Raw genomic sequence first — 14,574 nt, 5'->3', positions numbered from 1 at the left:
ACAATCGCATGGACAGATATTTACTCGACATCAAAGCCGATGACAAACCGGTACTGTTGGAGCGCGTTCTACGTGTGATTCGTCACCGAGGCTTCGTGATCAAACAAGTCGCTGCTACGCAAAACCACGAAAGCAAAGTAGCCAGCGTCGAGATCATCGTCGACAGCGATCGACCAATCTCGTTTTTGATCAATCAAATAGAGAAGTTGTGGGACGTTCGTAAGGTTGAGGTGCTAAAAATCCGCAACGATGAACTGCCAAATCACAACTTACAACAACACGTAAGTGCATAAGGAAGGCAACAAATGGCAACGAAAACTGCAGATTTCATTTGGTTTAATGGTGAGATGGTTCCATGGGCAGAGGCGAACGTTCACGTTCTGACTCACGCAATGCACTATGGCACATCCGTGTTTGAAGGCGTGCGCTGTTACAACACACCAAAAGGCCCAATAGTCTTCCGTCACCGTGAGCATGCACAACGTTTAAAAGATTCCGCCAAGATTTACCGCTTTCCGATCCCTTTCTCTGTAGAGGAAATCATGGAAGCGACCCGCGAAACACTGCGCCAAAACAAACTCGACAGCGCTTACATTCGTCCATTGGGTTTTGTCGGTAATGTTGGCTTAGGCGTATGTCCACCAGTTGGCACTGAGATGGATCTAATCATTGCAGCATTCCCTTGGGGCTCTTACTTAGGCGAAGAAGCGCTAGAAAAAGGTGTCGATGCGATGATTTCAAGCTGGAACCGCGCTGCGCCAAACACCATCCCAACTGCGGCTAAAGCAGGCGGTAACTACCTATCTTCACTACTGGTTGGTGGTGAAGCGCGTCGTCACGGTTACGACGAAGGTATTGCGCTCAGCGTAGATGGTTACCTATCGGAAGGGGCTGGTGAAAACATCTTTGTTATCAAAGATGGCGTAATCACCACACCACCAGCAACTAGCGCGATTCTACCGGGCATCACTCGTGACTCGATCATGACCATTGCTCGCGATAAAGGCTACGAAGTACGTGAAGCGAACATTGCTCGTGAAGCCCTTTACCTTGCGGATGAAGTATTCATGACCGGTACCGCAGCAGAAGTTGTGCCTGTGGCAACCATCGACAAGATTGAAGTGGGCACTGGTAAGCGCGGCCCTATCACTAAAGAACTACAAGCAGCCTACTTTGGCCTATTTGACGGCACCACGGAAGATAAGTGGGGCTGGTTAGACTATGTGTACCCAGAACAGAAGTAAGAAGGATTAGGAAATGCCAAAATATAGATCAGCTACCACCACACATGGTCGTAACATGGCGGGTGCACGAGCACTGTGGCGTGCAACGGGTGTGAAAGAAGAAGACTTCGGTAAACCAATCATCGCCGTTGTAAACTCGTTTACTCAATTTGTTCCGGGTCACGTACACCTGAAAGACATGGGCCAGCTTGTAGCGCGTGAAATCGAAAAAGCCGGCGGCATCGCAAAAGAATTCAACACCATCGCGGTTGATGATGGTATCGCAATGGGTCACGGCGGCATGCTGTACTCACTGCCTTCACGCGAACTGATCGCAGACTCTGTGGAGTACATGGTCAACGCGCACTGTGCCGATGCCATGGTATGTATCTCTAACTGTGACAAAATCACTCCGGGAATGTTGATGGCATCTATGCGCCTCAACATCCCGGTTATCTTTGTTTCTGGTGGTCCAATGGAAGCGGGTAAAACCAAGCTTTCTGATCAGATCATCAAACTAGACCTTGTAGATGCGATGATCCAAGGCGCGGATCCAAAAGTGTCTGATGAGCAAAGCGAGCAGATCGAACGCAGCGCATGTCCAACGTGTGGATCGTGTTCAGGCATGTTCACTGCAAACTCAATGAACTGTCTAACGGAAGCACTGGGTCTTTCTCAACCAGGTAACGGTTCTATGCTGGCAACGCACGCTGACCGTGAACAACTGTTCCTTAATGCAGGTCGTCGCATCGTTGAACTGACTCGTCGTTACTACGAGCAAGATGACGAATCAGCACTGCCACGCAACATCGCTACGTTTGATGCGTTCGAAAATGCGATGGCACTGGATATTGCAATGGGTGGCTCAACCAACACCATTTTGCACCTGTTGGCTGCAGCGCAAGAAGGTGAAGTGGATTTCGATATGGAAGATATCGATCGCCTATCACGCCAAGTACCACACCTATGTAAAGTGGCACCATCTACCCAGAAATATCACATGGAAGACGTACACCGCGCTGGTGGCGTCATGGCAATTCTTGGTGAGTTAGATCGTGCAGGTCTTCTACACAATGATGCGCGCACCGTGCTTGGCCTTTCGATGAAAGAGCAGCTGGCGAAATACGACATCATCCAAACTGAAGACGAAGAAGTACTTAAGTTCTACCGCGCAGGTCCCGCGGGTATTCGTACTACTCAAGCGTTCTCACAAGATTGCCGCTGGGATCGCCTTGATGACGACCGTGCGGAAGGTTGTATTCGTACTATCGATCATGCCTTTAGCCAAGAAGGTGGTCTAGCCGTTCTATCAGGCAACATCGCATTAGATGGTTGTATCGTTAAGACTGCTGGTGTTGATGAGAGCATCCATAAGTTCACTGGTCCAGCCGTGGTATTTGAAAGCCAAGAAGACGCCGTAGAAGGCATCTTGGGTGGCAAAGTAAAAGCAGGCGACGTGGTTGTTATCCGTTACGAAGGCCCTAAAGGTGGTCCGGGCATGCAAGAAATGCTTTACCCAACCACTTATCTAAAATCGATGGGCCTTGGCAAAGAGTGTGCACTTCTGACTGACGGCCGTTTCTCTGGCGGCACATCAGGTCTGTCAATCGGTCACGCCTCTCCTGAAGCAGCAAACGGCGGTGCAATTGGCCTGGTAAAAGAAGGCGATATGATCGCAATTGATATTCCAAACCGTTCAATTTCACTCCAAGTGTCTGAACAAGAACTTGCTGAGCGCCGTGCAAAACAAGACGAGTTAGGCTGGAAACCAGTTGACCGCCAACGTGAAGTTTCATTTGCACTCAAAGCGTACGCGAGTATGGCAACCAGTGCTGACAAGGGTGCAGTACGAGACAAGTCGAAGCTAGAGGGCTAGCAATGATGGAAGCTCAACCCGAAAAACAAGTGAACCAAACTGGCGCAGATTATCTGCGCCAAATCCTTCGCGCACCTGTTTATGAAGTAGCAACAGTGACGCCACTGCAAGAAATGCCTCGTTTATCTGCACGTATCGGGAATAACGTGCAGATCAAGCGTGAAGATCGCCAACCCGTACACTCGTTCAAATTGCGCGGTGCATACAACATGGTGGCGAGTTTATCTGAAGCACAAAAAGCCGCTGGTGTCATTGCAGCATCGGCAGGTAACCACGCTCAAGGCATGGCGCTCTCTGGTACTAAGCTAGGCATCAAGACCACCATCGTGATGCCCAAAACCACACCAGATATCAAAGTCGATGCGGTACGTGGCTTCGGTGGCAATGTAGTGCTGCACGGCAGCAACTTTGATGAGGCAAAAGCGGAAGCGGAACGCCTTTCTGATCTGCATGGGTACACATTTGTCCCTCCTTTCGATCACCCACTGGTGATTGCAGGTCAAGGCACCATAGGCATGGAAATGCTGCAGCAAAATGGTCACCTTGATTACATCTTCGTCCCTGTCGGTGGTGGCGGTTTGGCTGCCGGTGTTGCGGTACTTGTGAAGCAACTGATGCCAGAAATCAAAGTGATTGCAGTTGAACCTGAAGACTCATCTTGTCTTAAAGCCGCGCTGGATGCTGGTGAACCAGTGGTACTAGACCAAGTCAGCATGTTTGCCGATGGCGTCGCTGTAAAACGCATTGGCGAAGAGACTTTCCGTCTATGCCAAAAGTACATTGATGGCCATATTGCCGTCTCTAGCGATGAAATCTGCGCAGCCGTAAAAGACATCTTTGAAGACACTCGCGCCATTGCTGAGCCTTCGGGCGCACTTGCTCTGGCAGGTTTGAAGAAGTTTGCTGAGCAAAACAAACTGCAAGGTAAGAATTTAGGTACTGTGCTGTCTGGTGCCAACACTAACTTCCATGGCTTACGTTATGTTTCTGAGCGTTGCGAGCTTGGTGAGAAACGTGAAGGTTTGCTTGCCGTCACCATTCCTGAGCGTCAAGGTGCTTTCTTTGAGTTCTGTAACCTCATTGGCGGCCGTGCCGTGACAGAGTTTAACTACCGCTACAACGATGACGCATTGGCAAATATCTTTGTCGGTGTGCGTTTGCAAGGCGGTCAGGAAGAGCTAGAACATATCATTCACGACTTACGTGATGGTGGCTACCCAGTGGTTGATTTGTCTGATGATGAAATGGCGAAGCTGCACGTGCGCTACATGATTGGTGGTAAGCCGTCTAAGCCGCTTAAAGAGCGCCTATACAGCTTTGAATTCCCAGAATATCCGGGAGCGCTACTCAAGTTCTTAAGCACACTCGGTACTCATTGGAATATCAGCTTGTTCAACTACCGTAACCACGGCGCTGACTACGGACGTGTTTTATGTGGTTTCGAGTTAGATGAAAGCGATTTAGCTCAGTTTTCAGCACATTTACGTGAACTTGGCTATCAATGCAAAGACGAGACAGACAACCCATCGTATAAGTTTTTCTTGTCATAAAACGCCACATTTCAAATATATCAAAGACAACACCTCGCATTAGCGAGGTGTTTTTTATGACTGTAACCAATCTTTATGTAGCTGATTAGGCGACCCAAGATAGTCCACCATCCACTGGATCAATTTATGATTATCATCTTTGCGCCATACTAAGCAGCAGTGACTGAGCGGTTTATCATCCGGCATGACCTTCTCCACCAGCACACCATCATTGATTAAGGGTGTTGCAATATGACGTGGCATGTAACCCACGCCCACCCCATTTTTTAAACATTCAATCGCACTATACCAATTGGGCAATAATAATCGGCGCTGTTGCGGATAATGGCCAGTATGGCGTTTTGGCAGCACGTTCGAAGTATCATCAAGACAGATCGCCGGAAATTGACTCACAAACTCTTCAGTAAGCACTTGTTGTCTAACGCAAGGATGAGCGGGTGACATTACAAATGCCCAATCTAATACGCCCATATCTTTGACTTCAAAATCTCCCCCAACGGGAACCGCAGATGTCGCGCCAACGACAATGTCGGCTCGACCTTGTGCTATGGCTTCCCAAGAACCATTGAAGACCTCCATATTGATCTGCAATTCAGCAAATTCAAACTCGCGATAAAAATCTTCCACCAAAGGTTTGAGTTTTTCTAACTTCACCACGTTATCTAAGGTCAGCTTTAACGTGCTTTTCCATCCTTGAGCCGCTCGCCGCGTTTGTGCTTTCACCTCTTCCATTTGACGCAGCAAAGAGCGCGCCTCGGCCATAAAAAGTTCACCCGCTGGAGTTAGCTCGACTTTCCTTGGTAAACGTCGAAACAGCACCACATCTAAATCTTGCTCGACCTGCCTTACTCCATAGCTGATGGCTGAGGGGACTTTATGCAATACCTCAGCCGCAGCGGTGAAACTGCCTAAACGGGCAACCGTATCCAGCATTTCCAAAGACGCTTTAGAGAACATGATTTAACCTTTCAAAAAATTTGATTGATAACCAACAATTTTAGCGTTTTATTTTCTCAAAATCGAAAAATAGAATAATAAGGTAAATAAATCAGGGTTGGCGCCAACTGATGTTGATTAAAAAATGATTAAATAATTTGACTGGTTGAATCATGAAAATCTCAAAACTACAGCTCATTTATCTGGCAGCATTATCGATGCTTGGCTTCGTTGCTACCGATATGTATCTGCCAGCATTCAAAGCGATGGAAATCGACTTTGCAACAGGCCCTGAGCAAATTGCGCTCTCTTTAACGGTATTCCTCGTTGGTATGGCGATTGGCCAACTAATGTGGGGATTGGCATCCGATAAATTTGGCCATCGTAATACACTCGCAGCCGGGTTGGTGCTATTTACTATCGCGTCATTCGGTTTGGCTTTCTGTGATCAAGTATGGCAACTACTCACACTGCGCTTTATCCAAGCTATCGGTGTGTGTGCACCAGCCGTGATCTGGCAAGCTATGGTCATTAAGCGCTACTCAAGCAGTAGCCAACAAATTTTTGCGACGATCATGCCACTCGTCGCGCTATCACCAGCACTAGCACCTCAATTAGGGGTTGTGTTGGCAGATAACTTCGGCTGGCACAGTATCTTTATTACGCTAACACTAGTTGGCGTCTTTTTGGTCTTTGCGACCATGGCACAAAAAGACGAGAAAGCAGAAATCAAACAAACCAGTATGTCTGCCGACATCAAAGCGCTGCTGAGTTCTAAAAAATACCTTGGCAACGTGTTTATGTTTGCGACGGCTTCAGCTGCATTCTTTGCTTACCTAACTGGGATGCCAGAAATCATGGCGCAACTGGGCTACGAAGCAAAAGATATTGGTTTGAGCTTTATCCCACAAACCATCGCGTTTATGGCTGGTGGCTACTTAGGTAAAGTAGGCGTTCGAAAATTTGGTGATGAAAAGGTTCTGCGCCAACTGATTGGCCTATTTAGTGTCGCGGCATTAATGATTTTCATTGCTTCACAGTGGGAGCTGTCATCGATTTGGCCTATTCTTGCGCCATTCTGTTTGATTGCCGTTGCTAACGGCGCACTGTACCCAATCGTGGTAAACCGTGCACTGGCCAGCGCACAACAGAGCCCTGCAACAGCAGCAGGTCTGCAAAACAGCCTGCAAATCTGTGTAAGTAGCTTCTCAAGTGCATTGGTAGCCGCAATGGCAAGCCAAGCTCAGATGGTTACTGGCATCGCAATCATCATCTGTATGGGTGGGCTGTGGATGGGATACATTCTGTCGAATCGCGAATTATCCAAGCACTTTACGACTCCTGACAACGCTCGAGTCGTGAGTGAAGACGAACTTTAATCGTTCAAATAATAAAAAGAGCCGCGCAATGCGGCTCTTTCTGTTTATAAGCTTTTCAACCCCCACTTCTTGGCGGTCTGCTTAAAAAAGCCTTGAGTCTTTTTCAACTCAACCCAGTGATTGATGTAATTAATCCATACTTGATCGTCTTGCGGCAACAACATAGCAATTGGGGTTGGTTTACGCGGTGCGGTCACTGGCACTATCGCCAACTGTTTAAACTTGTCCACCAACGTCGCAGCTTCCACATTGGACGTCACCGATACATCGGCCCTGCGAGCTAGTAGTTCTTGGAAGTCGCGCGCTGGCGCTTCAATAACAATATGCTGAGCAGACGGGAAGAACTCTTTCACCATTTTTTCTTGTACCGTACCTAACGTCGCCGCGACTTTTACTTCTGGTTTATTAAAATCCGCCCAATCAGAGAATTTGGCGAGATCTTTCTTTTGCACCACAGGTACAAAGGCAAGGTAGAAATATGGCTGGCTATATCCAGCTACTTTCGCGCGCGACATGTTCAGAGATGCGCTGCCAGTAATATCGTATTTGTTGGCGGTAATGCCATTAACTAGCGTCTTCCAATCCGTGGGAACATACTCCACTTTTACACCGAGATCTTTAGCAAGTTCTGTTGTTACATCGATATCGAAGCCACGATAACTGTTTGTCGCGGGGTCTTTCATCGTCATCGGATTCCAATCTCCCGTCGTTCCAACTCGGAGTACGCCATTGTCTAAAATGGATTGAAGACGGCTTTCAGCGTGAGCGACTTGAGTCACAGCAAGCAAACACATTCCTAGCACTAGTAAAATCTTTCTCATTTTTATTCCCTTAAAAATAATGACCTTATACGGTTTAATAATTAACCTTTATTAGAGCTCTACTGATAACATAGCAGCAACAAAGGAAGTTTTTTAGTTAATTCAGGGAGTAAATGTGACGTTTCGAACTCTATGGCTATTTTCATTGCTATTACTCACTGGTTGTTCAGATTATCAATGGGGCTGGTATGTACTTGACCCTTCGACGGATCAAGGGCTCACCAATCTAAAGTTTTTAATCGCTGGGTTTAATGACACCATTCAGGTATCACTCCTCAGTATGTTATTTGCGATGAGCTTGGGCCTGATCGTTGCGTTACCCGCTCTGTCGGACTCTGCCTCTCTGAAGTGGATAAACCGTATTTATGTCGAGGTGATCCGTTCAGTGCCAGTTTTAGTCTTACTACTTTGGGTGTATTACGGCATGCCTACGCTATTGGATGTCTCACTCAATCACTTTTGGGCGGGTGTTATTGCACTGACTATCGCTGAGAGTGCGTTTATGGCGGAAGTGTTTCGCGGTGGGATACAAGCTATCAGCCGTGGCCAGCATGAAGCAGCTGAGTCTTTGGGCTTAAGCTATTGGCAAAAGATGCGCTTGGTAATTCTTCCCCAAGCGTTTCGACAAATCCTCCCTCCACTGGGCAATCAATTTGTCTACATTCTCAAGATGAGTTCTTTAGTCAGCGTGATTGGTTTAAGCGATCTCACTCGCCGTGCTAATGAGCTGGTGGTGAATGAGTACTTACCCCTAGAAATTTATACCTTCCTCGTTTTGGAGTACTTGTTGCTCATCCTATTTGTATCTCAAGCCGTTCGTTGGCTCGAAAAACGTATTGCTATTCCTAGCTACTAACGATGAAGCCTGAGCTAGAAACAACAAAGCCGCTCTTGTTGAGCGGCTTTGACAGTATAGCGATAGAGTGAGTGCAGGTAATGTTTATTTCTGTTTTACAGGACGCTGCCAGCCAGTAATTTTGCGCTCTTTGACGCGAGTAATTACTAACTCACCTTCTTCAACATCTTTTGTTAGTGTCGTGCCTGCACCGATGGTTGCGCCATCAGCGATAGTGACAGGCGCCACCAGCTGGCTATCAGAACCAACAAAAACATCATTACCGATGATGGTTTTAAACTTGTTCGCACCATCGTAGTTACAAGTGATAGTACCTGCACCGATGTTAGTACGTTGACCGATCTCTGCATCACCTAAGTAAGTTAGGTGGTTCGCTTTTGAACCTTCTCCGATGCGCGCATTTTTCACTTCAACGAAGTTACCCACATGGGAATCGTTACGCATTTCAGCACCAGGACGAAGGCGAGTAAATGGACCAACCGTACATTCTTCACCAACCGTTGCACCTTCAATCACACTGTAAGGGCGAACGATGGTGTTGTCGTCGATTTCACAATCTTTCAGTACACAACCCGCACCGATAACCACGTTATCACCCAGTGAAACTTTACCTTCGACGATAACATTCACGTCGATTTCACAGTCCATACCGCACTGTAACTCACCACGCAAATCAAAGCGTGCTGGATCGCGTAGCATGACACCTTGCTCTAGTAGCTTCTGAGCTTGCATTGACTGGAAAGCGCGCTCTAGACGAGCAAGCTGTGCGCGGTCATTGACCCCTTCCACCTCAATGGCATTGACTGGGTGTACAGCCTCAACGGCACGACCTTCATCGTGTGCAGCTGCAATAACGTCAGTTAGGTAGTATTCGCCTTGTGCGTTGTTGTTGTTTAAGCCAGACAACCAACGCTTAAGATCCCCACCAGTCGCAACCATCACGCCAGTATTGATCTCTTTAATTTGTTTTTGTTCTTCTGTTGCATCTTTTTGCTCAACGATCGCCACAACAGGACCATTCTTACGGATAATACGACCGTAGCCTGTCGGGTTATCTAGAATCACTGTTAGTAGTGCAATACCGCCTGTTGGCTGTGCATCTAATAGGTTTTCAATCGTTTCAGCTGAAATCAGTGGAACATCACCGTAAAGCACCAGTACTTTTTCATCGTCTTCAAACTTCGGAGACGCTTGATCAACCGCATGACCTGTACCTAGTTGCTCCGCTTGCAGTACCCAGTTTACAGGCTCTTCTGCTAGCGTTTGCTGCATTTGATCACCACCGTGACCATATACTAAGTGGATGTTTTGTGCGCCAAGACCTGTACATGTATCAATCACATGTTTTGCCATTGGCTTCCCTGCCAAAGTGTGTAGCACTTTAGGCATGTTTGAATACATACGGGTACCTTTACCCGCAGCAAGGATCACAGCACTGAATTTCATTAATAACCTATTGACGTTCTATTTTAATTGGGCGTTATTTTAAACACCTTGGAAGGATTAGTTAATGGTGGGATGTAAATTTCCAACTAAAATTAATCAAAAAGGCGACCAATTGGCCGCCTTTTTTCATGCAACGTTGCTAATTGAGCTTAGCGACGCTTTTTTGTCAGCTCGATAACTCGTAGCTGAGCAATGGCTTTAGCCAGTTCACTGGCCGCTTGTGCGAAGTCCATGTCACCATGCTGATTCTGGATTTGCTCCTCAGCGCGGCGTTTGGCTTCTTCTGCCTTCGCTGCGTCTAGCTCTTCACCACGGATAGCTGTATCAGCTAGTACAGTCGCTGTACCAGGCTGAATCTCTACCATACCACCAGAAACATAAATAATTTCTTCGTGGCCGTGCTGTTTCACAATACGCACCATACCAGGCTTGATAGCGGTCAGCAGCGGTGTGTGACCATGGAAAATACCAAGTTCACCTTCGCTACCGGTCACCTGAAACGTTTCAACACGACCAGAGAAGATTTTCTTCTCAGCGCTTACTACGTCTAGGTGAAAGGTTATTGCTGCCATATCGCCTCCTAGTTAGCCTTATAGCTTCTTCGCATTCTCAATAGCATCGTCGATGCTACCGCAGTACATAAATGCCTGCTCAGGAATGTCGTCGTATTCACCAGCTAGTAGGCCTTTAAAGCCACGTAGAGTCTCTTTTAGAGGTACGTAAATACCAGGGTCACCTGTAAATACTTCTGCTACGTGGTAAGGCTGAGTTAAGAAACGCTCAATCTTACGTGCACGAGATACAACTTGCTTATCTTCTTCAGATAGCTCGTCCATACCTAGGATAGCAATGATATCTTTCAGCTCTTTGTAGCGCTGAAGAGTCTGCTGAACACCACGAGCAACTTCGTAGTGATCTTGACCAACGACTAGTGGATCAAGCATACGAGATGTTGAATCTAGCGGGTCGATCGCAGGGTATAGACCCATTGCAGCGATGTTACGGTTAAGTACAACCGTTGCATCCAAGTGCGCGAACGTTGTTGCTGGAGACGGGTCAGTCAAGTCATCCGCTGGTACGTATACCGCCTGTACAGACGTGATAGAACCTGATTTCGTTGACGTGATACGCTCCTGAAGTACACCCATCTCTTCTGCAAGAGTTGGCTGGTAACCTACCGCAGAAGGCATACGACCTAGTAGTGCTGATACCTCTGTACCTGCAAGTGTGTAACGGTAGATGTTATCAATGAACAGTAGTACGTCACGACCTTCGTCACGGAAACGCTCTGCCATTGTTAGACCAGTCAGTGCAACACGTAGACGGTTACCTGGTGGCTCGTTCATCTGACCGTAAACCATCGCTACTTTTGATTCTTCAGGCTTCTCAACGTTTACAACGCCCGCTTCCTGCATCTCGTAGTAGAAATCGTTACCTTCACGAGTACGCTCACCAACACCAGCAAATACTGATAGACCTGAGTGCTGTAGTGCGATGTTGTTGATAAGTTCCATCATGTTAACGGTCTTACCTACACCTGCACCACCGAATAGACCGATTTTACCACCCTTAGCGAATGGACAAATTAGGTCGATTACTTTAACGCCCGTTTCTAGAAGTGCAATTTCGTTTGATTGCTCTTCGTAGCTTGGTGCACTACGGTGGATAGAGTAAACCTCTTCCGCACCCACTTCACCACGCTCGTCAATCGCGTCACCTAGGACGTTCATGATACGACCTAGAGTTTTAGTACCTACTGGTACTGAAATTGGAGCGCCAGTGTTAACCACTTCTACTCCACGACGTAAACCATCAGAGCTACCCATTACGATACAACGAACTACGCCACCGCCTAGCTGTTGTTGAACTTCAAGAACTAGACGCTCTTTTGAGTCCGTTACGTTTAGAGCGTCATATACACTAGGTACATCGCTCTGTGGGAACTCTACGTCGACTACCGCACCGATGATCTGTACGATCTTACCTGTAGCCATCGTTAATCCTCTAAACTATTTCGTTTTACCTAAGCTTAAACCGCAGCTGCACCACCAACGATTTCTGATAGTTCTTGTGTAATCGCAGCCTGACGGGCTTTGTTGTACACAAGTTCCAAATCGTCAATCAAACTGGTTGCGTTATCCGTTGCAGCCTTCATCGCAATCATTCGAGCCGCTTGCTCACAAGCAAGGTTCTCAACCACACCTTGGTATACCTGAGACTCTACGTAACGCACTAATAGCGTATCCAGTAGAGGTTTTGGTTCAGGCTCATAGATGTAGTCCCATGAATGCTCACGCTGCATCTCTTCGCTGTCCGATTTAGGCAAAGGTAGCAATTGATCGATCGTTGGTTGCTGAACCATAGTATTTACAAACTTGTTGAATACTACATATAGACGGTCCAGTTCACCTTCATCGTATTTCTTCAGCATTACGCCAACAGAGCCGATTAGGTCTTGTAGGCTTGGATTATCTCCAAGACCAGAAACCTGTGCCGCAACTTTTGCGCCACCATGTTTAAAGAAAGCTGTTGCTTTTGAGCCAACAACGGCTAGCTCAATCTCAGCACCTTTCTCTCTCCATGCTTGCATGTCTGTAACGGCTTTTTTGAACACGTTAATATTCAAACCACCACACAGACCACGGTCTGTCGAAACGATGATGTAACCAACACGTTTAGCTTCACGCTCTTCTAGGTACGGATGACGGTACTCTAGGTTTGCGTTAGCCACATGACCGATCACTTTACGCATTGTTTCAGCGTATGGACGAGAAGCTTCCATTGCATCTTGAGAACGACGCATTTTTGAAGCTGCTACCATTTCCATCGCTTTCGTAATTTTCTGAGTGCTTTTAACACTACCGATTTTATTACGTATCTCTTTTGCGCCGGCCATCGTTACTCTCCGTTAGTTGGTGGCAGAAACTGCCACCGACCTAATTACCAAGTTTGGGTTGCTTTGAAGTCGTCAGTCAGTTTCTTCAACTGAGCTTCGATTTCATCGTTGTAAGCGCCAGACTTGTCGATCTCAGCTGCTAGTTCAGCGTATTGACCGCGAGCGTACGATAGTAGAGCCGCCTCGAAATCTAGAACTTTGTTAAGTTCTACATCATCAAGGTAACCGCGCTCTGCCGCGAAGATAGTTAGAGCTTGGTCAAATACAGACATTGGAGCGTACTGCTTCTGCTTCATTAGTTCTGTAACTTTTTGACCATGGTCTAGCTGTTTCTTCGTTGCGTCATCAAGGTCAGAAGAGAACTGAGCAAATGCCGCTAGTTCACGGTATGCAGCTAGTGCTGTACGGATACCACCTGATAGTTTCTTGATGATTTTCGTCTGAGCTGAACCACCTACACGAGATACTGAGATACCTGGGTCAACAGCAGGACGAACACCAGCGTTGAATAGCTCAGTTTGTAGGAAGATCTGACCATCGGTAATCGAGATTACGTTAGTCGGTACGAATGCTGAAACGTCACCTGCTTGAGTTTCGATGATAGGAAGAGCAGTCAAAGAACCAGTCTTACCTTTCACTTCACCGTTAGTGAAACGCTCTACGTACTCTTCGTTTACACGAGCTGCACGCTCTAGTAGACGCGAGTGTAAGTAGAATACGTCACCTGGGAATGCCTCACGGCCTGGTGGACGTTTAAGTAGTAGAGAGATCTGACGGTAAGCTACCGCTTGCTTAGATAGATCATCGTAAACAATCAGTGCGTCTTCACCGCGATCGCGGAAGTATTCACCCATCGCACAACCTGCGTAAGGCGCTAGGTATTGAAGCGCTGCAGATTCAGAAGCTGATGCAACTACAACGATAGTATTTTGTAGTGCGCCGTGCTCTTCTAGTTTGCGAACAACGTTAGCGATAGTCGATGCTTTCTGACCGATTGCTACGTAGATAGAGAAAATACCAGAGTCTTTCTGGTTGATGATCGCGTCGATCGCCAGTGCTGTTTTACCAATCTGACGGTCACCGATGATAAGCTCACGCTGACCACGACCGATTGGGATCATTGAGTCAACTGACTTATAACCAGTTTGCACAGGTTGGTCTACCGATTTACGGTCGATTACACCTGGTGCGATCACTTCTACAGGCGAAGTCATTTTCGCTTCGATTGGACCTTTACCATCGATAGGCTCACCCAGCGTGTTTACTACGCGGCCTAGTAGTTCTGGACCAACTGGCACTTCAAGAATGCGGCCAGTACCTGTAACTTTCATGCCTTCCTTAAGGTCAGCATATGGGCCCATTACAACCGCACCAACCGAGTCACGCTCAAGGTTAAGTGCCAGTGCATAACGGCCACCCGGTAATTCAATCATTTCACCTTGCATCACGTCCGCTAGGCCGTGGATGCGGATGATACCATCGCTTACCGATACGATAGTACCCTCGTTGCGAGCTTCACTAACAACTTCGAAAGATTCGATACGTTGTTTGATCAGATCGCTAATTTCCGTGGAATTAAGTTGCATGCTCC

The 14,574-nt window shown here is 47.2% G+C and carries 13 protein-coding genes; 6 read left to right on the top strand and 7 right to left on the bottom strand.

Annotated elements, in window-relative coordinates:
* The first annotated feature begins 8 nt into the window (after nucleotides 1-8).
* Genes ilvM through ilvA form a run of 4 tightly spaced genes read left to right on the top strand, consistent with a single transcriptional unit; the run spans nucleotide 9 to nucleotide 4,649 of the window.
* On the top strand, nucleotides 9-293 hold the full coding sequence (ilvM, locus tag R7E51_RS19605) for an acetolactate synthase 2 small subunit (protein ID WP_005378958.1): 285 nt from the start codon (nucleotides 9-11) through the stop codon (nucleotides 291-293).
* 12 nt (nucleotides 294-305) lie between these two features.
* Nucleotides 306-1,244 (top strand): branched-chain-amino-acid transaminase, encoded by a 939-nt coding sequence (gene ilvE / locus R7E51_RS19600; RefSeq protein WP_017821566.1) that lies wholly within the window; start codon nucleotides 306-308, stop codon nucleotides 1,242-1,244.
* 13 nt (nucleotides 1,245-1,257) lie between these two features.
* On the top strand, nucleotides 1,258-3,099 hold the full coding sequence (gene ilvD / locus R7E51_RS19595) for a dihydroxy-acid dehydratase (RefSeq protein ID WP_005383859.1): 1,842 nt from the start codon (nucleotides 1,258-1,260) through the stop codon (nucleotides 3,097-3,099).
* Between the two features lie 2 nt (nucleotides 3,100-3,101).
* Nucleotides 3,102-4,649, top strand: a complete 1,548-nt coding sequence (gene ilvA / locus R7E51_RS19590; RefSeq protein ID WP_017635600.1) for a threonine ammonia-lyase, biosynthetic — start codon at nucleotides 3,102-3,104, stop codon at nucleotides 4,647-4,649.
* Between the two features lie 54 nt (nucleotides 4,650-4,703).
* Here ilvA and punR read toward each other — a convergent pair whose 3' ends face one another.
* Nucleotides 4,704-5,606, bottom strand: a complete 903-nt coding sequence (punR, locus tag R7E51_RS19585; protein WP_017821565.1) for a DNA-binding transcriptional activator PunR — start codon at nucleotides 5,604-5,606, stop codon at nucleotides 4,704-4,706.
* Between the two features lie 152 nt (nucleotides 5,607-5,758).
* Between punR and punC the strand changes: the two genes are divergently transcribed.
* Nucleotides 5,759-6,964, top strand: coding sequence for a purine nucleoside transporter PunC (gene punC / locus R7E51_RS19580; RefSeq protein ID WP_005378946.1), 1,206 nt, complete (start codon nucleotides 5,759-5,761; stop codon nucleotides 6,962-6,964).
* Nucleotides 6,965-7,008: 44 nt separating this feature from the next.
* Here punC and R7E51_RS19575 read toward each other — a convergent pair whose 3' ends face one another.
* Complete coding sequence (locus R7E51_RS19575; protein WP_017821564.1) at nucleotides 7,009-7,785, bottom strand: transporter substrate-binding domain-containing protein; 777 nt, start codon at nucleotides 7,783-7,785, stop codon at nucleotides 7,009-7,011.
* Nucleotides 7,786-7,900: 115 nt separating this feature from the next.
* On the opposite strand from R7E51_RS19575, the gene R7E51_RS19570 reads away from it, so the two are divergent.
* Nucleotides 7,901-8,641, top strand: a complete 741-nt coding sequence (locus R7E51_RS19570; RefSeq protein ID WP_005383852.1) for an amino acid ABC transporter permease — start codon at nucleotides 7,901-7,903, stop codon at nucleotides 8,639-8,641.
* 84 nt (nucleotides 8,642-8,725) lie between these two features.
* On the opposite strand, the gene glmU is transcribed toward R7E51_RS19570, so the two are convergent.
* The 5 genes from glmU to atpA form a co-directional block, all read right to left on the bottom strand.
* The gene (glmU, locus tag R7E51_RS19565) at nucleotides 8,726-10,087 is read right to left on the bottom strand and encodes a bifunctional UDP-N-acetylglucosamine diphosphorylase/glucosamine-1-phosphate N-acetyltransferase GlmU (RefSeq protein WP_017821563.1); all 1,362 of its coding nucleotides are present in this window, start codon (nucleotides 10,085-10,087) and stop codon (nucleotides 8,726-8,728) included.
* 149 nt (nucleotides 10,088-10,236) lie between these two features.
* Entirely contained in the window at nucleotides 10,237-10,659 is a 423-nt protein-coding gene (locus tag R7E51_RS19560) for a F0F1 ATP synthase subunit epsilon (protein WP_005378937.1), read from the bottom strand.
* 18 nt (nucleotides 10,660-10,677) lie between these two features.
* Complete coding sequence (gene atpD / locus R7E51_RS19555; RefSeq protein WP_005378933.1) at nucleotides 10,678-12,081, bottom strand: F0F1 ATP synthase subunit beta; 1,404 nt, start codon at nucleotides 12,079-12,081, stop codon at nucleotides 10,678-10,680.
* A 35-nt stretch (nucleotides 12,082-12,116) separates the two neighbouring features.
* Nucleotides 12,117-12,983: a F0F1 ATP synthase subunit gamma gene (gene atpG / locus R7E51_RS19550; RefSeq protein WP_005378932.1), complete on the bottom strand. Its 867-nt coding sequence runs from the start codon at nucleotides 12,981-12,983 to the stop codon at nucleotides 12,117-12,119.
* A 44-nt stretch (nucleotides 12,984-13,027) separates the two neighbouring features.
* Entirely contained in the window at nucleotides 13,028-14,569 is a 1,542-nt protein-coding gene (gene atpA / locus R7E51_RS19545) for a F0F1 ATP synthase subunit alpha (protein ID WP_005378931.1), read from the bottom strand.
* Between the last annotated feature and the right edge of the window lie 5 nt (nucleotides 14,570-14,574).

This window comes from Vibrio sp. Vb1166 (genome assembly GCF_033338695.1).
Lineage (GTDB): Bacteria > Pseudomonadota > Gammaproteobacteria > Enterobacterales > Vibrionaceae > Vibrio > Vibrio alginolyticus.
This window is presented reverse-complemented; position numbering and strand designations above follow the sequence as displayed.